The organism is Salinibacillus aidingensis (assembly GCF_039522525.1).
GTDB classification, from domain to species: domain Bacteria; phylum Bacillota; class Bacilli; order Bacillales; family Alkalibacillaceae; genus Salinibacillus; species Salinibacillus aidingensis.
In genome coordinates this window covers 75,761-99,538 of sequence record NZ_BAAADO010000009.1, presented here as the reverse complement: position 1 = coordinate 99,538, position 23,778 = coordinate 75,761, and the positions used below count along the sequence as shown (strand labels likewise).

The 23,778-nt window shown below is 36.2% G+C and carries 22 protein-coding genes, 1 pseudogene and 1 riboswitch; of the genes and pseudogenes, 8 read left to right on the top strand and 15 right to left on the bottom strand.

What is annotated here, in order from left to right:
* The 4 genes from ABD006_RS16950 to ABD006_RS16935 form a co-directional block, all read left to right on the top strand.
* On the top strand, positions 1 to 225 hold a 225-nt coding region (locus tag ABD006_RS16950), incomplete at its 5' end, for a hypothetical protein (protein ID WP_343843661.1).
* Positions 226 to 373: 148 nt separating this feature from the next.
* Positions 374 to 556, top strand: a complete 183-nt coding sequence (locus ABD006_RS16945; RefSeq protein WP_343843659.1) for a DNA modification system-associated small protein — start codon at positions 374 to 376, stop codon at positions 554 to 556.
* An 8-nt stretch (positions 557 to 564) separates the two neighbouring features.
* Positions 565 to 2,574: a DNA sulfur modification protein DndD gene (gene dndD, locus ABD006_RS16940; protein WP_343843657.1), complete on the top strand. Its 2,010-nt coding sequence runs from the start codon at positions 565 to 567 to the stop codon at positions 2,572 to 2,574.
* A 4-nt stretch (positions 2,575 to 2,578) separates the two neighbouring features.
* Positions 2,579 to 2,947: a hypothetical protein gene (locus ABD006_RS16935; protein WP_343843655.1), complete on the top strand. Its 369-nt coding sequence runs from the start codon at positions 2,579 to 2,581 to the stop codon at positions 2,945 to 2,947.
* A gap of 35 nt (positions 2,948 to 2,982) precedes the next feature.
* Here the strand turns inward: ABD006_RS16935 and dptH are convergent, their stop codons facing one another.
* The 7 genes from dptH to mobB all read right to left on the bottom strand — a co-directional run bounded on the left by dptH (position 2,983) and on the right by mobB (position 14,254).
* The gene (gene dptH / locus ABD006_RS16930) at positions 2,983 to 8,235 is read right to left on the bottom strand and encodes a DNA phosphorothioation-dependent restriction protein DptH (RefSeq protein ID WP_343843653.1); all 5,253 of its coding nucleotides are present in this window, start codon (positions 8,233 to 8,235) and stop codon (positions 2,983 to 2,985) included.
* Positions 8,216 to 9,628 (bottom strand): DNA phosphorothioation-dependent restriction protein DptG, encoded by a 1,413-nt coding sequence (gene dptG, locus ABD006_RS16925; RefSeq protein WP_343843651.1) that lies wholly within the window; start codon positions 9,626 to 9,628, stop codon positions 8,216 to 8,218. Before dptG ends, dptH begins: the two co-directional genes overlap by 20 nt.
* Before the next feature lie 5 nt (positions 9,629 to 9,633).
* A complete protein-coding gene (dptF, locus tag ABD006_RS16920) occupies positions 9,634 to 11,931 on the bottom strand; it encodes a DNA phosphorothioation-dependent restriction protein DptF (RefSeq protein ID WP_343843649.1) in 2,298 nt (765 codons plus the stop codon).
* Between the two features lie 511 nt (positions 11,932 to 12,442).
* A complete protein-coding gene (gene moaC / locus ABD006_RS16915; protein ID WP_343843646.1) occupies positions 12,443 to 12,916 on the bottom strand; it encodes a cyclic pyranopterin monophosphate synthase MoaC in 474 nt (157 codons plus the stop codon).
* A gap of 115 nt (positions 12,917 to 13,031) precedes the next feature.
* Complete coding sequence (gene moaD / locus ABD006_RS16910) at positions 13,032 to 13,274, bottom strand: molybdopterin converting factor subunit 1 (RefSeq protein WP_343843644.1); 243 nt, start codon at positions 13,272 to 13,274, stop codon at positions 13,032 to 13,034.
* Positions 13,267 to 13,755 carry a molybdenum cofactor biosynthesis protein MoaE gene (locus ABD006_RS16905; protein WP_044156920.1) on the bottom strand — a complete coding sequence of 163 codons (489 nt, stop codon included), beginning with the start codon at positions 13,753 to 13,755 and terminating at the stop codon, positions 13,267 to 13,269. Before ABD006_RS16905 ends, moaD begins: the two co-directional genes overlap by 8 nt.
* A 1-nt stretch (position 13,756) precedes the next feature.
* Positions 13,757 to 14,254 carry a molybdopterin-guanine dinucleotide biosynthesis protein B gene (gene mobB, locus ABD006_RS16900; protein ID WP_343843642.1) on the bottom strand — a complete coding sequence of 166 codons (498 nt, stop codon included), beginning with the start codon at positions 14,252 to 14,254 and terminating at the stop codon, positions 13,757 to 13,759.
* A 222-nt stretch (positions 14,255 to 14,476) separates the two neighbouring features.
* On the opposite strand from mobB, the pseudogene ABD006_RS16895 reads away from it, so the two are divergent.
* Positions 14,477 to 14,895, top strand: a pseudogene (locus ABD006_RS16895) (MFS transporter); the annotation flags it as partial.
* A 194-nt stretch (positions 14,896 to 15,089) separates the two neighbouring features.
* On the opposite strand, the gene ABD006_RS16890 reads toward ABD006_RS16895, so the two are convergent.
* The 5 genes from ABD006_RS16890 to ABD006_RS16870 form a co-directional block, all read right to left on the bottom strand.
* Positions 15,090 to 15,383, bottom strand: coding sequence for a DUF5658 family protein (locus tag ABD006_RS16890; protein ID WP_343843640.1), 294 nt, complete (start codon positions 15,381 to 15,383; stop codon positions 15,090 to 15,092).
* A gap of 120 nt (positions 15,384 to 15,503) precedes the next feature.
* The gene (locus tag ABD006_RS16885) at positions 15,504 to 15,875 is read right to left on the bottom strand and encodes a RidA family protein (protein WP_343843638.1); all 372 of its coding nucleotides are present in this window, start codon (positions 15,873 to 15,875) and stop codon (positions 15,504 to 15,506) included.
* Between the two features lie 402 nt (positions 15,876 to 16,277).
* Complete coding sequence (locus tag ABD006_RS16880; protein ID WP_343843636.1) at positions 16,278 to 17,141, bottom strand: MBL fold metallo-hydrolase; 864 nt, start codon at positions 17,139 to 17,141, stop codon at positions 16,278 to 16,280.
* A gap of 181 nt (positions 17,142 to 17,322) precedes the next feature.
* Positions 17,323 to 17,589: an AbrB/MazE/SpoVT family DNA-binding domain-containing protein gene (locus ABD006_RS16875; RefSeq protein WP_343843634.1), complete on the bottom strand. Its 267-nt coding sequence runs from the start codon at positions 17,587 to 17,589 to the stop codon at positions 17,323 to 17,325.
* Between the two features lie 297 nt (positions 17,590 to 17,886).
* A complete protein-coding gene (locus ABD006_RS16870) occupies positions 17,887 to 19,947 on the bottom strand; it encodes a thioredoxin domain-containing protein (RefSeq protein ID WP_343843632.1) in 2,061 nt (686 codons plus the stop codon).
* A gap of 190 nt (positions 19,948 to 20,137) precedes the next feature.
* A riboswitch (purine riboswitch) is annotated at positions 20,138 to 20,239 on the top strand.
* Between the two features lie 97 nt (positions 20,240 to 20,336).
* Between ABD006_RS16870 and ABD006_RS16865 the strand changes: the two genes are divergently transcribed.
* On the top strand, positions 20,337 to 21,632 hold the full coding sequence (locus tag ABD006_RS16865; protein WP_343843629.1) for an NCS2 family permease: 1,296 nt from the start codon (positions 20,337 to 20,339) through the stop codon (positions 21,630 to 21,632).
* A 175-nt stretch (positions 21,633 to 21,807) separates the two neighbouring features.
* On the opposite strand, the gene ABD006_RS16860 is transcribed toward ABD006_RS16865, so the two are convergent.
* Positions 21,808 to 22,233, bottom strand: coding sequence for an OsmC family protein (locus tag ABD006_RS16860; protein ID WP_343843628.1), 426 nt, complete (start codon positions 22,231 to 22,233; stop codon positions 21,808 to 21,810).
* Between the two features lie 186 nt (positions 22,234 to 22,419).
* Here ABD006_RS16860 and ABD006_RS16855 point away from each other — a divergent pair, with 186 nt between their 5' ends.
* Positions 22,420 to 22,587 (top strand): hypothetical protein, encoded by a 168-nt coding sequence (locus ABD006_RS16855; protein WP_343843627.1) that lies wholly within the window; start codon positions 22,420 to 22,422, stop codon positions 22,585 to 22,587.
* Positions 22,588 to 22,655: 68 nt separating this feature from the next.
* Here ABD006_RS16855 and ABD006_RS16850 read toward each other — a convergent pair whose 3' ends face one another.
* Positions 22,656 to 22,865: a heavy-metal-associated domain-containing protein gene (locus tag ABD006_RS16850; RefSeq protein WP_343843626.1), complete on the bottom strand. Its 210-nt coding sequence runs from the start codon at positions 22,863 to 22,865 to the stop codon at positions 22,656 to 22,658.
* A gap of 287 nt (positions 22,866 to 23,152) precedes the next feature.
* Here ABD006_RS16850 and ABD006_RS16845 point away from each other — a divergent pair, with 287 nt between their 5' ends.
* The gene (locus ABD006_RS16845; protein WP_343843624.1) at positions 23,153 to 23,365 is read left to right on the top strand and encodes a methionine aminopeptidase; all 213 of its coding nucleotides are present in this window, start codon (positions 23,153 to 23,155) and stop codon (positions 23,363 to 23,365) included.
* A gap of 151 nt (positions 23,366 to 23,516) precedes the next feature.
* Here the strand turns inward: ABD006_RS16845 and ABD006_RS16840 are convergent, their stop codons facing one another.
* Positions 23,517 to 23,627 carry a YjcZ family sporulation protein gene (locus tag ABD006_RS16840; protein ID WP_304952207.1) on the bottom strand — a complete coding sequence of 37 codons (111 nt, stop codon included), beginning with the start codon at positions 23,625 to 23,627 and terminating at the stop codon, positions 23,517 to 23,519.
* Between the last annotated feature and the right edge of the window lie 151 nt (positions 23,628 to 23,778).

Below are 23,778 nucleotides of genomic sequence, written 5' to 3'. Positions count from 1 at the left end.
CCATCTTTCTCGAATGATTTGGTAATGATAAACCCTTCTAATCCTGGTAAAGAAATGTTAGAATTCAATTGCACGCATCTCCTTTTTGTGGTTGTTTATTGGTCTAAACAAAGTTTAACAAAATTAGGAGATTGCGTGTTTTCTTATGCCCCGAAAAGTTATCAGAAAATTATTGGCATCCCAACATATATTTTAGAGCCAATATTTTTCAACGTATACATTTAAAGAAACAGCTGGCTGTTAAGAATTTTCTTGGCAGCTGTTTCTTTATGCCCCTCCCCCCTCTTATAGTCAATTCTTCGTATAAGACCTGTTTAAATTGTCGATTTTATAGTAAAATTATAATAAATTATGTTTATAAAAGGTGATTAATATGAAGGAAGTTAAGAGGCGAGAAATTGAATTATTAGCTAAAACTGCCTATGATAATGACGTACCGCTAAAGCTAGCAAAGGACTTACTTAAGACCGCTGAAAAGCTTTCATATGAAAATCACACACAAGGAAGTCGTGTGAAGGAATATCAAGATTTAATTTATTTTCATTCCAGAAATTAGGTGATATTATGCTATTCAAAAAAATAATTTTTGAAAATTATAAAACTTATTATGGTATTCAAGAAGTTGATTTATATATTCCTAAAGAAGTACGTGAGGAAGGTAAAAACATAATTCTTCTTGGTGGCTTGAACGGCGCTGGCAAAACAACAATACTTAAATCAATTCTTTACGTATTGTTTGGAGAACGTGGTATGAATGAACGCGAGTATAAACAGCTTCAATCTAATATCATCAATAACACCTTTTTTGATGAAGGTGGTCGAGAAAGTGCTGTTACACTTATTTTAGAAAGAGATGACGGTGAGGAATGGCAACTAAAGGTTAAGTGGTATTTTGATTCCAGGAAAAGAGTTTCTCATGAAGAACGTGATTTATTCGTTAGAAAGCCTGGCTCTAGTGTTAACAAACGTGCCAGAATCTTAAATCTGGAATCTTATAACAAGTTTATTGACAAAGTAATCCCCTATCATGCTGCCCCCTTCTTTATCTTTGATGGTGAAGAAATAAAGGATATTATTTTAAGACAAAACAGTAAGGATATGAGAGATGCTATTCACAAAATAACTGGTATGGAAGCTTATACGCAATTATTAAGTGATTTAAAATCGCTCAAATCTTCATATGAAAGAAAATTATCTAATTCCGTGAGTCATACTAAGCTCAATAAATACAATGAAGAATTGAAGGAAATTGATAGTACCTTAGAAAGAATGGAAAGCAAAAGAAACAAAGTCCTTTCTAAATATAAAGAATTTGAAGAAATACTTAATAACGTGAAAAAGGAACGAAACGAAAAAGTTCTTCAAAATTCCAAATCCCGTGAAACAATCGTTAAAAGACAATCCAAATTAGAAATGGAATTAAATATGGCTAAAGAGGAGTTTTCTACCTATTATAAAGAAAACGTACTTAATATTATTTTAGGAAATAAAATCAACAAGTTAAAGAAGCAAATAAAACTTGAAAATGAAATGAATAATAAAAGAATCTTACAGGAAAACTCGTTAACTCCTTACAGAGATTTTATGAGTCAATTATTAAGTGAGGAAATTGACCCCCCTTTAACGAATTCTCAGCTGGATCAGATCAAAAAAATTGGCGAGGAAATTTGGATTAGAGAGAACAACGTAGATAGCACCCCTGATAATACTGAAGAAATACATGACCTTTCAAATAAAGACTATGCTTATTTGACGAATTTGGCTATAAAGGATAAAGTTCACTTAACGAACTTGTTAAATAAAATTGAAAAAATTGAAGAACAACTTAGAAATCTTGAAATAGAGATTCGTGATGCACCAGAAACTGTTGATATTGAGGAAGAAAATAAGAAAATTGATTCTCTAACACAGCAAATTGGAGAGTTTAAACTTAGACTGAAAACCATTAATAAAAGGATAAAGAATGAGGAGTCTAAGAAATCAAATATAATGAATAAATTGACTCGTTTATCCGGTAAAGACGTGAATTTAGAGGATCTGCAAAAGCAGTACGAACTAACACAAAAAACAATTACTACAATGGGTCAATATTTAACAGACGTTACAAACATGAAAGCACAATACATCAAAGAAGAATTCTCAAAGATGCTAAAGCAATTATTTAGAAAACAGGATGAATTTGGTAAAATAGAATTTGACATTGACACATATACCATTCGTTTATATAACGATCGTATGCAAGAAATAAGCATTCAGGAACGTTCAGCTGGTGAAATGCAGATGATTTCTTCTGCTTTGATATGGGCATTAACAAAAGCATCGGATCTTTCCTTACCTATGGTAGTAGATACACCATTGGGGAGATTGGATAGCTATCATAGGAATCATCTAATCAACCATTATTACAAGGAACTTAGTGATCAAGTAATAATTTTATCAACCGACACAGAAATAACTGAAGAATATGTCAAACTTATGGAGGAGCACTCCTATAAACAATATATGTTGGACTATAATGAAGAAAAGAAATACACAGTAATCAGAGATGGTTACTTTGAATTTGTAAAGGATTGATAAAATGTCTAATAAAAGAATGCACCTATCTGCAAAAGGTAAAGAAATTTTGGACCTTTTATCGGAGAATATAGAAGTTGAACGTCCACAGGCAGTAAAAATAGCGCTTGCTAAAGGGCTTTCCATTTCAAATGGTCCTATTTTAGAAGACTATTCACAAGATAAAAATAAATGGACTATACCTGATAACATCATAAAGGATAAGGAATATTTATTATTTAAGCATTTAATTATAAACGAAATTGGTAGTCATTTAGCCGAAGATCAAATTAATAACCACATGCTAGCTTATATAGAAAAAGGACTTAGAGAGATTGAACAAATTATAAATAATAAATCTTCACTAGAAGACCTACGTATAGCAATTTTATAATTAAAATCCCCACTTTGAAGTGGGGATTTTTCACTTTAAATTCTTTCTGATAATGAACTAATATCTACAACTGTTATAGTAGGAGTAGATAGCGCTCCGTTTGGCTTTAATACTGGTCCGTGTACGATGCATTGTCCCTTTTTTAGATTTGCCAGCTTATTTTCCCAATATTTCTTTTCTTGGGCATCTTTAGACAAACTGGAAGCAATATTAGACAATTCTTGTTCAGGTGGTGAAAAGTAAACTTTCTGGGATGAATTTTGCAGTCTTGCTAACTCATCTGTACTTAACTGAGATTTAAGAAATTGAGTTGCATACCATCCTGACCATCCAAACTTTCTACCCTCGGTTAAAATTCTTGCTGATGGAGACTTTTCAGTATGATCGAGATTTTGAGCTTCGTCCATTATTACCGGCATAGGTTGGTCTTTGTTACCGTACTGAACGGAATAATTCCATAAATCCCAAAGAATAAATTCTGTAATCATTAATTGAACATCCCTTGGGAAACCGGTTAACTGAATAACAAAGATTTCACCGTTACTTTGAACGATATCTTTCCAGTTAATTGTATCTTTATTACTAAATGGATTTCGATCAATTAAAGGTCTAATCTGGGATAGAGCTGTTTTTGAATAATTTGATCCTTCCTCTTCTAATAACTCTTTTAATTTTACTAAATCCATTTCACTATCATACGATTCTAATCCTTTTAAGGTAGCATCATAAATTGCATTCAATTGTTGAATACCTAATGAGCTGTATACAGCAGAAAATACACTCTTTATTCTTTCAGCAACATCTGTATTTGACTCTGGTAGCTCAATTCCACCTATATCACGAGTATTTTTAATAAACGGATTGATAGGGAACTTTTCACTGTAAACAATTTTTTGCTGAATTCTGTCACCTAAGTATTCTACAAATTCAGGTTCTAACTGATTAGGTAGAAAACCTTCAGTATAATCAATGACAATGCTTGGTATACCAACTTTGGATTTCTCAAGTAATAAGCATTGCATAAAATATGTTTTTCCTTGTCCTGACTTACCTGAAATTAATAAGTGTCTATTTGCTAAGCCCTTATTTCCATACTCCCAATATATTTTCTGATTAGAATTTTCTGCATTCCCCAGAAGAATACGGACGTCCTCTAAGTTAAATTTAGCAGAGGACTCTTCCTCCCCTCCCCTATTCTCATCTGCATCGGCTTCAGTAATATCATTATTTTCAATAATATGATGAACATCAGTTATATCTTTACTTTTAGTTTCTTCATGAGTCTGTTCATGGGCTTCTTCGTCATATTCTGTTTGGACTGTCTGCGTACTTCGTTGATCTAACTTCTCTGGATCTTGGTCATCATTTTCAGAGTACATATAACCTTTAGATCCATCAGCCTGATATTGATAAGATAACATCTTCTCTTTTATAAAATCATTTGGTTTATGCTGAATCCAATTCTGCATTTTTTGAATATCCTGGACTAAACCTTCAAAACCATCCTGTTCAGTCAAATTAATTAATAAAATATCGTTGTCTAATAAAGCACTTCTGTGATAGGCATCCTTTTGGAAAGAAAGAATTGCTCCTTGACCTATATAATGATTCAAACTATTTGATATCGTGAATTTATCTTTTAGGATTTTTTCTATCACTTCATCTTTTAATTCATAGTCTTTTTCATTCCAAAAGTCACTTTGGTCTAATTTCTGGCAATTTGAGATGATTAATTGAGCAAAGAAATTCCTGTAAAATCTTCCTTGAAAACTTTCACCAGATTCACCAGTTAAGGTATCCATCAATAGTGTTTTTGTTTTAACAACTTGCTTTCTTGCCTTTTCAAGAACATCTCCCTTATTGATGCCTATTTTGACTTCTACAGGATAAAAGTGTAGAGCTAGGTTTCCATCGTTATTTTCGATGCCTATTAATAATAAATCATCGCTATGGCTACCTGTTACCCCTAAATTCTTAGCAGTAAATACACCGCCTGATTTATTGAGACTAACAGCACCAGCAACCCTTAAAATTTCTTCTAAAGATATTGGAATCCATAAAATATCTGGATGGTCAAGGTAAGACAATGAATATTTTATTGCTGATATTATGCTTAATTTTTCGCGATCTAAATATCCCTTACTGCCGATTATTCTTAATAACCATTCACCGTTAAATGTATTAAAAGCTTTTATTGTGTTTAAGACATTTTCATCTGAACCTTCAACATCCTTCTTTTTAAGAAACTCTTTTATTACAGCAAAATACTGATCAGATTTGTCTGTAACTGTTATAGCGTCGTACCTACTTGAAGATGAATATTGGTCACTATAATGAATTACAACAAGATTACCTTCATAATTGTTAAAATACTCTAAATCAATTGTAGGGTCTACAAAAGTAACCCAATAAGATGACTGAAAAATGGCCTCTAGAGTTCGTTCATCAGCTGTTGTTGTTCTGGAATAAATAGCTTCACCCTTACGATAACTGTCATTTCCCCCATTTCTTAAATTAGCTGCTAACTCATTTACATAGTAAGCTGTATGTGTTAACACATTTTGTTCTTCAATAAAATAGGCTTTTGTACCAAACCCACTTCTATAGTTATTCTCATCTTTCATTGAAGGTAAGCTCGAGTAAAGACCTTCAATAGCTATACCAGATTTCATGTCCTCCATAGGTTGAACAGCTTTTTTCTCTTGCGCCTCCATTTTATAAAAAGATATATGCGCATACCGATACTCTGAGCCTGGCTCTTGTTTAAAAAAGTAAAGTTTCTCCCTTATAATTCTTAAAATATCTTCAGAATCATATTTCTTCGTTGCTAATTTGATATTAAATGTTTCTTCAAATTGATCAACAGTTTCAGTACGTGCAAATAAGTCGAAAGCACTCTCTGAATATTTGTCTTTATACAGAGTAACTTCTATTGGCTTTAAATAGTCAATTCCTTCCTTGTCGACTTTAGAAATTAACCATTCAAGAATACCTCTTATAACCTCACGGTCATTGGCAATGTTTATCACATTTAATTTTAATGGAGCCTTTGAATTTTCGATAAATAAGTAGGAAAAATGATTTTCAAACTGTTTAATTTTATCATTTACAACTTTAGCTAAGTATTGATTTGCATCTGAGATGGATACTTGATTAACTGGTTTAAATGTTAACCATTCCATAGCAGCATGTTGGTGTTCTGGCTTAAATAAGTTTTCGTGTTCATCATATATAAATGGGACTAAGGCATCAGGGCTTAATCGATTGACAATACTACTATCAAGCTCTTCATTTCCAGTTAATTCATAATACTTAAGTTTAAAAGCAATCATAAGTGGATGAAATGGTGTAAAGAATATATTATCTTTTGCTTGAACAGTACCTAATTTGAAGAGATCTAGTCCCCTTTTCCCAGCAGCAACACCATTTTCAAAACCTTTAATTTCTTTCTGAAACTCTACAATATACTCATTTGCACGCTTTTTATAATCCTCAGTAACAGTACATAGGCTTGGAATGGAATTGTTGATCTTAAAGTAGTTAAGAAAGCGACTGAAAGCTTCTCTCAATTCCTCACTTAAATCCAAATCAACTGGAGTTAGTTGATCAGATTCAAACCATGCAGCTTTTAACCCTTGTTCAACAATTTGATTTTCCCATTCAAAATATGTTTGGTATTCTGAATGAAAATAAAACTCCCTATTTCCTAGAACTAATCGATTGTTTTCTTTTATCCATTGGATATCCTCGCCAGTTTCTCTTATTAGATTCCAGATTTTTTGACCATTAATTGGTGTAGACTCAGGTATCTCATTCTTTAAAAGAATAGGTACTGTAACATCTAGATATTTTAAATTAAAAAACAATTCATCATGATCATTAAATGCTTCTAGGGATGGAATTATTGATAACTTATGGTCATCAGTAAATAATATCTCCTGGTATTGTTCTTCAAGCTCAATACGCTTTTGTTCCAGACCATAACCTAAGGTTAACTTTTCATCCTCATAATTAATTTCTAAAGCCTCTAATTTTGTGTTTACAAGATATTTTGATTTGTAGTTATCCAAAATATCAGGATGTATCGGTAGTACTGATATAAAAAATTCGGCTCCTTGGGACGCTTTATTATCATGTTTATATGAAAACTTGAAAAATAATGGTTTATTATTATTTGTCTTGATATTAGCTTGAATATTTTTTTGCTTAACTTCAATATCAGCAAGTTTCTCATGAGCTTTTGAAACCTTTAAAAAATTAGATGATAAACTTTTAATATTTCCAACCAAATTAAACGTAGCTTGAACAGTAATTTCTTCTACGTGATCTGGATTGAAAATGACAATATGTCTTTTTCTTTTACCTGCCGTAGTCTCTTTTGATGGCTTATCCCAGTACTTCAACTTTTGAGCAATCTTCAAAGATTCAAACTCTACTTTTAACCTTTTATTTATTTCTTTATAATCTGTATGAAATTTATCTACTTTCGCAAATAAATTATCTTTCCAATCTTCTTTCTCTAATACTTTCGCTCCTTCAGGTGAGAACTTATTTTCTAAGTCCTCTTTATCAAGTCCAAACTCATGTATGTTATTAACGTAGCTAAATAACTCCCTGTTAAGATTAATTCTCTTATGCTGATCTTTACCTGAGAAAGTTGCGAGGTCCGGGTCTTTGAATAGGCCAAACTTATGGAATTCATCATCTTCAATTCCGCCCTTCTCAAGCGTTGTAAAAATATCCTCAAATTCAAAAAAAGTAACTTGTTGATAAGGTTGTTCACTCATTAAGTTTTCTAAATTATCTATTAGAATAATTTGATCCACTTTATCTAATTGACTATTTTCAATTTCAATTTTTAAATTGTTATATAAGGAATTAGGATGTAATGGCATCCCTTCTTTTTGAAGATCACTACTACCTCCCTGTATTGAATCTAATTGTTCTGATACAATACTGATTAATGAAGTGTTTTCCCAATCACCTTTCTGTTCACCTACTAAATTCCGTAGTGTAACCAAGAAGTCAGGTTTAACATTATCTGATGTAAAAGAAACAACTAATCGATGCTCACCAAAAGGTATTGCAAAAGTTTCATATTCTTCTCCAAGTTCATGCTTGTATTTAAATGGAATAACATTTCTTACATTACGTAGTGCGTTTGTTAAGTGTTCTACTTCAGATGATTGGTCAAGTTGTAGATAAAAACGGTCTCCAGGACCAATACCATTTTTCTCAAAGTAATCAATTAATAACGTTGAGATATAACTATAAAATTGGTTTGACATACTGTGCATCACCACTATCACTTTTTTTATCTAAAATATTTTGTTTATCAAATAATTTTATAACTTCCTTTTTTGAATAACGATCTAAGGCTATCCCTCTTTTTTCAAACTCAATAAATAAGTCATTTAATGGAATCCTTTCATTCTTAACAGAAACTGCTGTAATCAAAAGAAGAAAATCATGTTTAATATTAAGTACTTGACCAAGACTACCTCTATTTTTTATAAATTGGTTTGCACCTAGATCTTCAACATTTCCACCATATTTTGAAATAACGGTTGAACTCATACCTAGTTTTAAACAATCATGTAACTCTTCAAATGCTTCTCGTATGGTTGTAGATGAACTGTTATATTCATTTCCTCTCCACGCCATATACTCATGAATCCATTCTTTTAGTTCTACGAGAAACCTTCGTTCATCTAATTTACCTTGTTGTATTAAATTATATATTTCTGTATAAGTTAAAAGATCTATTGTTTCTTCATTTTTTATTTCATTTTCACTTACATTAGCTGCATTATGACTCAATTGTGACATTGTATGTATGTGTGGGAATAGATTATCAAGTTTTGCCTTTATATATTTAAAACTATCTATATCACCACTTGCTGATTTTCGCCTTTTACTTAAACTTTCCCACTCTAAGCTGAAATATAGAGGTTGTAATTCATTATAATTGGCCTCATTATATTGTTCGAATTTGAAAACTAACTGGTTAGCATACATAAAGACATAAAAATGTGTAAGTAAAGGAAAAGAAGTTAAAAAGTAGTCTTTATATTTGCTTAAATAAATAATATCTTCTTGATAAAGATTGGCTAATGGTTTTAATAATGGCTTATATTCTCTTTTTTTAGCAGGTGAGTCTTTTAGTAAATCCAATTGACTTAGAATTAATTCTGTTAATATATCCTCTGATTCTTTTTGGTTAAAAATACCTTTAACCTCTTCCTTATTTAATAACATTGTATCTTTCATAAATTGACCATATTTATTAAATTCGTTTTTGTTTTGCTTATCAACTGTAATTAAATTAAAAAGAAAAGGGTGGATAAGTTTTATGTCTTCCTTATTGAATAAGTATTGATCCAAGAAACGAATAAAATCGTATTGTTCCTCATCAGAATCAAATTCCACACTACGGGCTATATGTTCACTAAACACATTCTGTTCTTCAGACATAAAAAATTCATGACTTTTTAGAGCTGAAGAGTCTAATTCCAAATCACAAATTTTACGTATATATTCCCCTAATACTTTATTGAACCTACCTCTTAGTGCTCTTGTTCTCTTCGACAAAAAGGGTAAAACATCCATTGCTAATAGAACATCATGCTTCTTTTTTTCTCTTAATTGCTTATTCAAATAATCTTTATATAATTCAGGCATCCCTATTACTCCCTTTCAAAAACGAAAGATCCAAAATCATCCTTACTTATTGAATAATATCTTTGGTCAGCTTTGAAATAAACAAGCATTTCATCCTTCTTTTGACCAAATGACATAAGCTTATCGAGAAACTCCATAAACTTAATTGCGTCCTCTTCATCCTTTTTGTTCGGTCTATACCCTTCTTGGACTCTAGTCAAAAGATTGTATAATGGAAAATCAATATCTAGCTGAATTGTATTTTTATTATTTATATCTTGATATGCCAATATTATAGTCGGTTTAAATGTTTCAAGCACTTCATTTTCATTTGGATTTATATGGTCAATAGTTGGCTTTAAATTCATTTTTTGAGCTAATCTAAATTTATCTGATTCTTTATTTATATAAACATAATCCTTTTTAGGGGAACCTTTCCATTTAAAAATGGCCGTTTTAACTTCTTCATAAAATTCTTTTATCTTCTTCATTTGTCCTTTATTAAAATAATATAGGTTTTGTAAAAATTCTATATAGGTTTTATCCGAAACATTTTTTGCGAATGTCGCATTTGTTAAATATGTTAATCGAATAAAGGATTTTATAAAAATGGTAAATGAATATCCAATTAATGTATCTTTACCAACTAGAGGAGTTAACCATTTTTTAGCTATATCTGTTTTAATATTTTCGTCAATAATGGAATACCAATTGCTTAACGTATTTAAATTGATAACAAGGTCATCAATATATATTGACCTATAGTGAATTGGGTCAAGTTTAGAAATTGCATTCAATACATCAGAACGTTCACTTCTATCAAATAGTAAATTCGGTAAAGAATAGTTTAGGACGTCAAACTCAGACATTAAATCTACCTGGTCGATTTTGTCAGGTATCACAACATCAGCGATAAAATTCAAGAATGCTCTTGCAGATATAACCAGCTTTTCTTTAACTATACTTTCTATAATTAGCCATACAACCTGGTTTTGCACTATTTCATTTTGAAGTAATTTGTAATTTTCATGAACCATAGTGTGAATACCATTCTTTTCATCTTCTTTTAGGGCCAGATAAAATGGATTATCTTCATTCTTCATTGTAACCCTTTCCATTAACGTTGAATAGAAAGTCGATATGGGTCCATTATTAGTTAATTCAAATGATTGGTAGTCACCAAAACTTAGTATATCAAAGTTCTCATTACTGAAATGAGCAGAAATGCTCTGAGAAAACAAATTACTTTTAAATATAAATTCTTTAAGTCTTTCATAGGTATATCCTGAATGATTTGATGTTATAAAGTTATGTAACACACCCATGTTTATTGCCAAGATTATATGATCATTAGTTTCATCAATGAATTGATCCGAAAAACCGCTTAGGACTTCAGAAAGTGTTTCCATTGCATCTTTATTCGGGGAAAAACTTTCAGTTGCATCATTGAATATTTTATAATTTTTTACTAAATCTGGTTTTTTCTGTTTTAAATAAGCCAATAAGTGTGATTTACCATCCCCCACATTTCCGCATAAGAGGATCAATTTGCCTTTTTTACTTTCAAGGTTTTTTTCTAAGATTTTTTCAAGGTCTAATTGAACTTTACGATCAACATGTAAATAATCTTTGAAGTGACTAAAATGATTCGCATTTTCAATAGCTTCCTGTGAAGAATCCTTAAGTCTACGGATTTCCCTTAATAAGTAACTATGTCCTTGAGGTAAGTCTTTTCTTAATACCTGCATATTGTTAGTATTGTCTTCTTCATTTTGTTCCTCAGGAGTATCGCTATTCTCAGGAACATTATTTTCTCGTTCATTATTGACAAACTCTAATCCACCACTAGCAATTAATTGTTGTAATTGTTTTTTTACTAATTCTTGTACATTTTCTTGATTGTTTGGAGGTTTTGGTCTTTCATAAACTGGTATTGTTAATTGATTAGTCGTGTACACTTCGTAATACCAAATTGCAATATTGTACATTTCTTTATGTAATTTAAATGCATCTGCAAGTTCATTGTTCTCTCCTGGATGAGCTGCTTTATTCCCAGTAATTCTCACAGTGTCTAAAGATTTTTGAATGTTTCTATCTAAAGTACCATCCTTAGATAGATATGATATTTTTTCAAATAAACTTGATTTATAGGGAGCATCAATGTCATCTTCTTTTTCAAAAACGTCATTTACGATAATTTCAGCAAATTTTCTTGCTTCCACAATGGCACTGCTAGGAGAATCATATAATATTTTTTCCATATCATTTGCATATTGAGCAGCTTTTGTATTGATTTTCTCTAAAAAATCTATAAATTTACTCATAATACCACTCCGAAATTAATAATTTGAATACTATTTTATCATAAATTTATTTTACTTTTTAGACTGGTCTTAACATTAAGATACTTTCTACTTATAACATTAACTAAAACAATTGATTTCATAACATATGTCTGAAAAAGAGCTACATACTAAATTTCGTATAATCATGATAAATAGGAGACAGGATTTCCTATATATAATTAAGGTTAACCTAAGTAAAAATTTTAAAAAATCTTCTGTCCGTTAATTTAAGATCATTACATCACAAAGCTTTATAATACCTTTATCATAGCTATTTCAATTATGCTGATTTAGATCTGTTTTTGTATGCTAATTCTTGCATTAATACCAAAATTCACTCATGTACAAAGAAAAAATAAGAGACCAAATCATGTGCGATTTAGTCTCCTGGTTAGTATGCTATATCGTATGTTTCTCAATAGATTGACTATTCCCAAAATGTTCTGATTTTATCTGTACGATTTTTTGTACAAAAGTTATCCAGAAGACCCTATCCCCTCTGATAATGACCGCTCTTCCCGCCCTCTTTTTCCAATAAATAGGTGGGTCCCAATTCCATGCCTTTATCCATCGCTTTACACATATCATAAATGGTTAATCCAGTCACGCTGGCAGCTGTTAATGCCTCCATTTCAACGCCTGTGGAGCCTTTGGTTTTGACCGTTACATAAATTTCAATCAGTCCTGTTTCCGGAAATTCAAATTGGATGTCCAGTTTGGTCAGCATCAACGGATGGCACATTGGGATGAGATCTGAAGTTTTCTTTCCTCCCATAATGCCGGCAGTCTGGGCCACCGCCAGCACATCCCCTTTTTTCATATTGCCTTCCTGAACTGCCGCCCATACCTCTTCGTTCATTTTTACCTGTGAAAACGCAACGGCTGTGCGTCCGGTTTCTTGTTTTTCCGAAATATCGACCATATTCGCACGGCCCTGTTTATTAAAGTGTGTAAAACCTTCCAAGCGAAAAACCTCCTGTATGTATATTTCCCCATCTATTACCGGTCTGTTTTCCCAGCGTTTTGTGGCATATCTTGTCGCTATCATCAGTTAAAAGTACAGTCGACCCTAAATCCCATTAACCGCCACTAACAGGAGGAATAAAGGCAACAACATCCTGGTCATTTATCCATTCGTCCTTCGTTGCATATTCCTCATTAACCGCAATCATGGAATGAGACAGTTCACTTTTGGCCTGTGGATACTGTTCCTGAAGCCATTCCCGCAGCTGTCCTACCTGCCAGTTGGTTCCTTCATCGATTTGCATTTCCCGTTTGCCTGTTTTCTCAGCAAGTCCGGCAAAAAATAAGATTTTAACCATTCGTCTCCCCTCCATTCTCAGGTTTCCCTTCAGGATAAGCAACGGTTTCCTGCTGGTTGCCGACCCATGACTCTCCATCCGTCCAGAACTCCTTTTTCCAGATCGGAACCATCTGTTTAATCCGCTCAATACCATGACGGGAAGCCTCGTAGGATTCATTGCGGTGCGGGGTGGATACGGCCACAATCACAGCAATATCTGAAATTTCCATCCTTCCAATCCGGTGCTGAATCGTCACCCGTGCCCCCGGCCATTTCTCCTGTATTTCCGTGCCAATCTTCTGCAGCATCTTTTCCGCCATTTCCACATAAGCTTCATATTCCAAATACTGTGTCTGTTTATCTCCTGTCCATTCTCTGACCGTGCCAACAAAAAGATTCACAGCACCGGCCTTTGGATTTGTCACCTGCTGCATAGCTCGATCTATAGATAAAGGTGTTTCTGTTACGACAAAAGGCTTTTGAAAAACGTCCGTGGTCATCCTAATGTCCTCCCTTTTGAATCACTTTCTTATTCAGAAAATAACATACCTTCTGCTTTTCTTCTATCGAAAACGTCTCGTCTTCCCATAAGCAGTCCGAAAACCAGGTGATGCAGGCCACTACATTCGTAAGGCTTTGAAGTAAAGAAAGATCCTGTCTCTCTTTAAGCATCACAACTTTAGGAAAATCTGCTTTCTTAAACCCTTCCACAAAAATAAGGTCCACATCCTGATCCATTTGCTGAATCATTTCATCTAGGCTCATTGGTTGCTGCTTTACGATCGCGGATTTTTGCCGGGATGTGATAGCTGTTACATGAGCGCCGGCCTTGCTGTGCCGCCATGTATCCGTATATTCATGATCCATTTCAAACTCATGTCCATCATGCTTAATCGTTCCCACCCGGTAGCCTTTCTGTACAAAATAATCCACAAATAACTCCATCATGGTCGTTTTTCCGGCATTTTTGTAGCCGACTACCTGAATAACCTTGGTCAAGGCTCCCCCTCCTAACAGGACACATTACGATTGAATCGATTTAAACAGGAAAAAGGAATAAAGTTAGAAATACATAAAAAAGTACGGAATTGTATGTACAGCCCGAGCATCTATGCCGACATATTTATTCCTGCAAAACACCATGTATTACAAAAGAGTTCGACATAAAAAATTACGAGAATGTTCACTTTTTTTTCACTAACTATCGTTTCTTAAAAATCTTTTGTAAACGGAATTTATGGGGTAGGTAACGTGGGAACGGCTATTTCAACCTTTGCCGCTCCAATTATAGCTGAAGCCTTTGGCTGGCGCATGACCATTCGATTTTATTTAATCCTGTTAATTGTATTTGCATTACTAGTCTTCTTATTCGGAGATCGTAAGTAAGAAAAAAATGTAACGCCTTTAATGGAGCAGATTAAGAATGTTTACCGCAATAGTACACTTTGGTTCCTGAGTATCTCTACTTCCTGACATTTGGTTCATTTGTGGCGTTTACCGTTTATTTACCAAACTTCCTTGTTTCCCATTTTGGATTAACCGAAGTGGATGCAGGTATGCGTGAGAACTTTTATAAGGATATGTGGGAAGACATTCGGGAAAATGGCTTCTGGCAGGGAGAAATCTGGAACAAGCGTAAAAATGGTGAGATTTACCGAGAGTGGTTAACCATCAGTACCATTAAGGATGAAACTGGTAAAGAGAATTACTATGCAGGAATGTTTACGGAAATCCCGAAAAATCAATAAGAACGGAAGCACTATCCAGGCATGAATTGTTGTCTCACAGTCCTTTGAAAAGGGTCAGGAGGCAATGATTCATGTTTTTCTTTTCTTTAAATAAAATGATGAATCCAAAAGAGGTGCATACCTAAGACTGAGCTGTATAGAAGGAGAACAGATAGATATAAAAGCCGCCATTTCTTTAAAATAGCTTTCGTCATTCGATGCCCAATGAGAATTAGTAATAAGGATAGCCCAAGCTTCACCCCTGCGAAATAGAGCGGATGAGTAGTCCACAGTGCCTTCATGAGTGGATTTTGCTCTTCAATAACACCAGCGTACAACCCAAGAGACGTAAAACCCCCATCCAGAATATTTAAAATGGCGATCCCATATAAAAGACCCAAAAAATCACCCCTATCATCATATAAGGAAGTATGGGAAAAAAGACCAGTAAATAAACCTGGCATACCCGATGATGACGAGGTGACTTTAACACTTTAAAGCATGTGGGGACAGTCCCCAGATTATTTAAACGCTACCGCATCGATTTCCACGAGAACATCTTTAGGCAGCTTACTGACTTCTACAGTAGCTCTGGCCGGATAGGGCTCTTCCAGAAATTTGGCGTATGTATCGTTGATGGTTGGGAAGTCTTCCATGGACGTTGTGTAGATGGTAAACTTCACAACATTGGAAAAGCTAAGACCAGCCTCTGACAGGATCGCTTTGATATTTTTCATCACCTGCTCGGTCTGATTGACAATCCCGGTGGCAATTTCCCCATTTTCCGGATTTATCGGGATTTGCCCGGAAACATACAGAAAACCTCCAGCCTCCACTGCCTGTGAGTATGGTCCAATGGCCTGCGGTGCCTGATTCGTTTGAATTGCCTTCATTCTATCACTCTCCTAAAACTGGTATTATTCCAGTTATAACGCTAATTTTGAAAATTGTGAACCCCCCTGTATGGATAAAAGGGATTTTTGCGTCTATATATTTTAAATTTATCACGTATTAACTGGCCGTAATACGCCCACTTCAAGTCTTGAGGGTACCCCAAGAAGACTAAGTGGGGGATAAACGGCCAGTAAATTCCTGATAAGTTCAACTAACCATCAGTGGGGAATGGAGAAAACCCCCACTGATGGAAGTTTCACTTTATCGATTCCTGATTCTTCAAAACCCAAAATTCCTGATATACATCAGGAAGCATATGAACACAACATTCAATAACTAAAGCCTGGATAAAAACTTATCCAGGCATAATCATCACAAATGATTCAATCTCAAGACCAATCCTAATGCTCCTTATCCTGACCATCTACATACCGTCCGTAATCCGGCACAGCTATACGATCAAAATGTTCAACCAGATATTTCAGCTGTGAGGAAAGCTCCTCGCCGGACATCGGAATCCCATGTCCGGTAACAGCCACATTCGGTTTTAACTCTTCAAGCTTTCGTACAGACTCACGGGCTGCCTGCCAATCCGGAGTTAAATAACGAGGAGGACCACTGATTTCCTGCTCCTGAACCATAACCTTAAAGAGATTTTCCTGTTTTACCGTAACAAATGCATCACCAGCAATTAATGAGCGGTCCTGTTCACGGAAAAATGATACATGGCCCGGGCTATGTCCCGGTGTATGTACCCATTTCCACTCTTCAAGATGAGGAACACTGCCATCAGCTGGTAAGGCCTGCACATGATTCCCCAGATTCACGGGTTCATTTGGAAAATAAGGGGACATTTTCGCCACCATTCCGCCTTCAACTGTAGGATCAGGCTCAGGATAGCTTTTCTCTCCTGTTAAATATGGAATCTCAGCTTCATGGGCATAAACCGGCACATCCCAATGCTCCACCAGCTCCACTATCGCACCCACGTGATCAAAATGCCCATGCGTCAGAATGATTCCACGGGGAGCTTTATCCTCACCGAAGCGATTTTCCACTTCTTTAATAATATCATCTGCCGACCTCGGCATGCCGGCATCTACAAGCATCCAATTGTCTGTATCAGGCTCACCCAGAAACACCACATTCACTACTTGAATCGGAAAGCAGTAAATATCGGAAGTAACTGCCTGTCCGATCCCACTTGTAAGCGAGGTAACCGGAATAAAACGATGGTCATCACTATATTCCATTTCATCCTTCATTACATTTCCCTCCTTTTATAAAGTGAAACTTCCATCAGCGGGGTATTACCGACAGTTAATGCGTGATCAAGGACTATTTATAGTTTTTCTATTGAGGAAAAAAGTATAAATCATTTCTCGTTTTCAATGGCAAAAAAATAAACAGGAACCCATTCTCCGGCCCTGTTTCCATACAATAAAATTAAATTTTCTGAAGTTCTCCTGCATTCTGAATCTCTTCCGCACATTCATAGCATACTTTCTTTCCTTTAATATCAACCGTGTCCTTCACATTATCACATATGACGCAGGATTCATGTGAGCGGAATTTCTTCAGAACAATCATATCGTCATCCACAAAAATTTCGATCGGATCCTTAATGTTAATATCCATGGTCCTCCTTAATTCAATAGGGATCACGATACGTCCCAGCTCATCAACCTTTCTTACCAATCCAGAAGCTTTCATCTTTTTCAAATTCCTCCCATATTAAGTAATTTTTTTCTGTATATTTACCCATTTCTTTATAAGAGTAAACCACTAATTACATAGTTTATCAAAAAATTCAAACTTTTCCATTAACAGTTTGATTACAATTGTAAATTAAAGCCATTTACCTAGTTAAATTCGCCTAACAACCGAGAATTCATCCATGAAGATTTTCCTCTACCTATACATTTCGTTTAATGAATGACTTGATGTGGGGGTATTACCGGTCATTATTTTCATGTTAAAAAAGCGTACAAGATGACTTGTACGCCAACATCAGGATAATATCGATTGTAAGGCCTCATCCACATTGGTTGTCGGCTGCTGACAGGCAAAATGTTCACATACATACACGGTCGTCTTATCCTCAATTTGCTGGTATTCCCTCGCAAACGGGGCCACTTCGCCGATTTCCTCAGGTGATTCTCCAACAAGGACCGACACATCTGGCAAAAACGCTTTATTCAGCTCAGACAGAAGCCTCTCCCGGTGTTCATCTCCTTGGTTCCCGATAACGACAACCTCTTTCGTTGGAGTTTCAAATAATAACAAGCTTTGCAGGAAATATGTACTCCCAGTGGATGCCCCTTCAATGTCATCCTTAAAACTGTAGTACATCTCCTCCACTCGATCCAGCCACTCGATTTCACCTGTCAGATAGGCCATTTTTTGCAGCATCACTACCGCTACACTATTTCCGGACGGGATAGCTCCATCGTATACTTCTTTTTCCCTCGTCAATAAGGTCTCGCTATCATAGCCGGAAAAATAAAACGCTCCTTCCTCGTCATCCCAAAAGTATTCAAACAGATCCCGGACGATATCTTTGCCCTTCTGCAGATAAGCTAAATCAAAGGTGGCCTCATAAAGCTCAATATAAGCCCATAATAAAAAGGCATAATCATCAAGAAACCCTTTATTCTGTACCTCTCCATCACGATAACGAACCATTAACCGGCCATCTGCAAAAAGCTTCTTCTCCGCAAACTCCATGGCTGTTTGAGCAGCTTCTATATACTGTTTTCTTTCAAATACCTTTCCGGCCCGTGCAAGAGCAGCAATCATGAGGGCATTCCACGATGTCAATATTTTGTCATCCACATGTGGGTACACTCGCTGTTCTCTTTCCTCAAGCAGCTTCAACCGGGCGCCTTCCATTTCTTCCTGCAGTTCCTCCATCGTCATCTTATGGTTCGCTGCAATTCTCTTCCTGTTTACTCCAATCTGGTTTGGAATATTTTTTCCCTCAAAATTACCGGCTGGAGTAATATTATAAACTTGCGAAAAACGATCCCCGAGGTCATCTCCAAGCACATCAAAAATTTCTTCCTCTGTCCATGTATAGTACTTTCCTTCCTCACCTTCTGAATCAGCGTCAATCGCCGATAAGAAGGCTCCCTCTTTATTCCTCATTTCTCTTAGCACAAATTCAATGGTTTGCTCACTGATTTGTTTCCACCTGGGACTCTCCGTAAGCTGATAACCTTCTGTGTATGCCATGATTAATGTCGCCTGATCATACAGCATCTTCTCAAAATGGGGAACCAGCCATTTTTCATCGGTTGAATAACGGGTGAAACCAAAGCCGATATGGTCAAACAATCCCCCATCAGCCATTGATTTTAACGTTTTTTCGACCATTTGCCTGGCCGGGATCTTACCTGTCAGGTGATAATACTTCATTAAAAACATTAAGTTATGAGCCGACGGAAATTTTGGTGCTGCCCCAAAACCCCCATACTCTGGATCAAACATTCGCCCCAGCTGTTTATAGGCTTTATGTGTGTTATCAATCGTGAGCCGTTCCTTTGCCTTTTTCTGCTTCAATTTCTCGAAAGCATTCGTTACACTGTCCGTTACTTCCGCTATATGTTCCGGATCTTCCTTGAACTTCCGGTAGAGCTGTGTGATCACTTCTTTAAAACCCGGCATGCCATACTTGCTCTCTTTTGGAAAATATGTACCGGAATAAAATGGAATCTTATCCGGAGTTAAGAAAACACTGAGCGGCCAGCCCCCGTGTCCGGTCATCATCTGACAGACCTTCATGTAAATGGAATCCAAATCGGGCCGCTCCTCCCGATCCACTTTTATCGATACAAACCGCTCATTAAGCAGAGCTGCCATTTCCTCATCCTCAAAGGATTCATGCGCCATGACATGACACCAGTGGCAAGTCGAATAGCCAATGCTTAAAAACACAGGCTTTCCTTCCTTTTTTGCCTTTTCAAAAGCCTCCTCTCCCCATGGAAACCAGTTCACAGGGTTATAGGCATGCTGAAGTAAGTAGGGAGATTTTTCATCAATTAATCGATTGACTTTAGAGTTAGCGGTCATACGGCATCACCTCCTCATATTTTTCCCTGTTTTCAGTTTACCCTAAAAGACACGAAACAATCGAACCATTCATTCTGTATTCTGATTCCATTTACTGTTTAACAACGTTTTTCCTCCAGTATAGCCGCACTTAAAGGTTTAAAATTTTTCCATTGACGTACTCTAATAAACTTGTTATGATTCTTCTATTATTTTAATAGAATATAAACCTTGTATAAGTTCAGGAATAGGGCCTGAACGTCTCTACCAAGCTGCCGTAAATAGCTTGTCTACAAGGAATGGAAACGTAAGATGGAGTGAAATCTTCTATTCCTTGTAGACAACTTTGGCTGTTAGCGGCCAAAGTTTTTTCATATACTAAACGAAATGGAATGGGAGATGCAGACATCATGAAAAGCTTTTTTCAATTTGCAGAACGGAACACTTCATTTAAACAGGAATCCCTGGCAGGAATTACGACCTTTTTGTCTGTTGCGTATATTTTAGTTGTCAATCCGCTTATCCTGAGTCAGTCGGGAATGGATAAGGGAGCCGTCTTTACAGCTACAGCCCTGACAGCCATCATTGGTTCACTGCTTATCGGTTTACTTTCGAACTATCCGATTGCGATTGCGCCTAGTATGGGGCTGAATTCCTTCTTCACCTTTTCCGTTACGATTGGAATGGGAATAGAGTGGCCTGTGGCGTTAACAGGGGTTTTTATTGCCGGAATTATTTTTATGATCCTGAGCTTACTGAAAATCCGGGAAAAAATTATTAATGTCATTCCTCAGGATTTAAAGCATGCGGTTGCCTCGGGGATCGGTTTTTTTATTGCCTTTATCGGTTTGAAAAATGCCGGAATGGTTGTTTCTGATCCGGATACATTTGTCACGCTTGGGAACTTAACCTCCCCTATGACAGCCTTAGCTGTACTGGGCCTTGTTATAACCATATGGATGCTTGTAAGAGGCATCAATGGCGGGATTTTCTACGGAATGGTCATCACAACGGTCGTCGGGATGGTGTTCGGAATCATCAGCATGCCCTCCTCCATCGTAGGTGATGTTCCCAGTCTGGAGCCTACTTTCGGGGTTGTGTTCGGCCATTTAGATCAGATTCTCACCCCTGAATTACTGGCCGTCATTTTCACCTTTTTATTTGTGGCCTTTTTCGATACGGCCGGTGCGTTAATTGCCCTTACCAGTCAGGCAGGGATTATGAAGGATAATAAAATACCAAATGCAGGACGGGCCCTGCTTGCAGATTCATCTGCTGGTGCTATAGGAGCCATCCTGGGGACATCCACACCGGCAACGAGCGTCGAATCCTCAGCAGGAATTGCTGTAGGAGGACGGACAGGCTTTACATCCGTCATCATTGCTGCCTGCTTTGCTATTGCGCTGTTTTTCTCACCCATTCTGTCCGTCATTACATCGGAAGTAACAGCACCTGCTCTTATTATTGTAGGATCCCTCATGGCGATGGAAATCAGCAAAATCAATTGGAGTCAGCTTGAGGTGGTCATCCCATCCTTTATTACGATTATCATGATGCCTCTGACTTCAAGTGTGGCGACCGGTATCGCCCTAGGTTTTATCCTTTATCCATTAGCGATGGTGGCACAAAAACGCTTTAAGGAAGTTCATCCCATTATGTATGTGCTGTGCTTATTATTTACGTTTTACTTTATCTTTTTAGCCTAGGATATTAAGATACTTTATAAACTGGTTTATCGACAGGACAGGCTTAGCCCATATATATAAAGGATAAAGCGTCCAATTTTCCTCTTCATTAAAAAATAACCCCGTACCGCTTTTTATGTGGTTCGGGGTTATTTTCATGATTATTACCTGTTTTAAAAAGGTCTGACTGCCTGTTTTACAATTCCTTTTCCCCTTTTTGTCCATTAATAGAATAGCTGGCCGTAATATTCGCTGACAGGGAATGGGAAACAGAGCAATACTTATCTTTGGACAGCTGAATGGCTCTTACCACTTTATCCTCGGGTAAATCACCTTCCAGTGAATAATGAATATGAATATCAGTAAATTTTTTAGGATGATCATCTGCCCGTTCCCCTTCTACATCCATTTGAAAGGATTCAGGCTCGAGTCGCATTTTCTTCAGTATGGAAATAATATCAATACCGGTACATCCGGCAACAGCGTTCATTAAGAGTTCAGTCGGACGGGCTCCGCTATTGACGCCTCCCACCTCTTCTGCTGCATCCATTTTAATTTCATGACCGGACGGAGTCACCCCTGCAAAGGCCATGCGATCCGTCCATTGTATACTTGTTTTCATGGAAATCACCTCTTAAGTATAAAATTACATCTTACTATTTTCTTTATACAGTATTTTATCATTACCCCCAAACACTGACTACTTTGACGGGTTATGGAGCTGGCAGGTGTCATTTGTTAACACTTCTTCAGTTTTTTTGTATGACAATACAGATTTTGGGAAAAGTAAGGAGCAGGAGGTGATAAAATGGAAAAAAACAGGAATCGAAATCGCAACAACAACAACAACAACAACAATAACAACCAGGAATTGAATGTGGACGAAAACACAGAGTTTGCAAATGAAAATGATGCACGTGACATGCAGAATCGTAACAACCGTAACAACCGTAACAACAACAACAATAACAACTAAATAAACAACAAAGCGAAGTGGTTCAGCATTTTTACATAATTGCGGAACCACTTCGCTGCAAAAGAAAATTACGTCTCAATATGAAAGCCTTGAGAAACAATATTGGATGCAATTTCCTGCAATTCAATTTCATCTTCATTATATTCGACTTTAATTTCCCCGTCATCCGGATCGACCAGCACCCGTTCAACTCCGGATACATTCATTAGCAACTCTTCCAGCTCCTGAATATTTTCATGGGCTGTAGCTTCTTTAATGAAAAGCGTATTATGAGGCATAATGCACCCCTTTCTCTCTCTGCTTTATCCGCCAGTCACTTTTATCATACCCTGATATTAAAAAATCATTATAAAGTGAAACTTCCATAAGTGGGGGTATTACGGCCAGTTTATGCGTGATAAAAGTTCCCATGAACCTCATCGTATGCAAAAGGATGAAAAGAATGACTCACTCATTACATCTTCTTTTTATACCATAAAATATGAGTTCCGACTTAGATGTATAAAATTCATTAATTTCCACAAACTATGAACAAGCAATCAAACACTAAGGTGGTGAAGGATCAATGGGTATCTTCCAATCCATTAATGGGTGGAGAAAAAATCGCAGGGAAAAGAAACGGGCTCTTATGCAGGCGAAAGGCTTTTGTCCTGAGTGCCGTGGCAGAGGGTTCAATGTAGTCCCCTATAGTGAGGCCTATTATATTCCGCCATTGGATTGCATGGGGTGTGACGGAAGTGGTTTATATTCAGATTGGGAAAAAAATCAATACACATAAAAATGAACGGGTCTGCACCCGTTTTTTTATTCCAGCCTATACATAAGGCTCCCTGCTGAAGGGAGCCTTATATTTTGAGTTCAGTTCGCGAGCTCCGGAATCCTCCAAACCAGAAAATCACAACTGAACAATTGAAGCCTCAGCTGTTTCTTTAGTAACCACCGTATCCATAGCCTGCAGAAGCTCCAATAATAATCAGCAAAATAAACAGCACAACGATTAACGCAAAGCCTCCGCCATATCCATAACCACCGTAACTCATCATCTAGCCTCCTTTTATTATGTCTTTGACACTACACCTTATGCACTGGAATTTCTTCTTGTATAGGACACTTATGGAAATTAGAATGAGAGATCCCAAAATTTTCATTACAGTTTTCTGTCCACCTTACTAATTATTCAAATTATTCCAA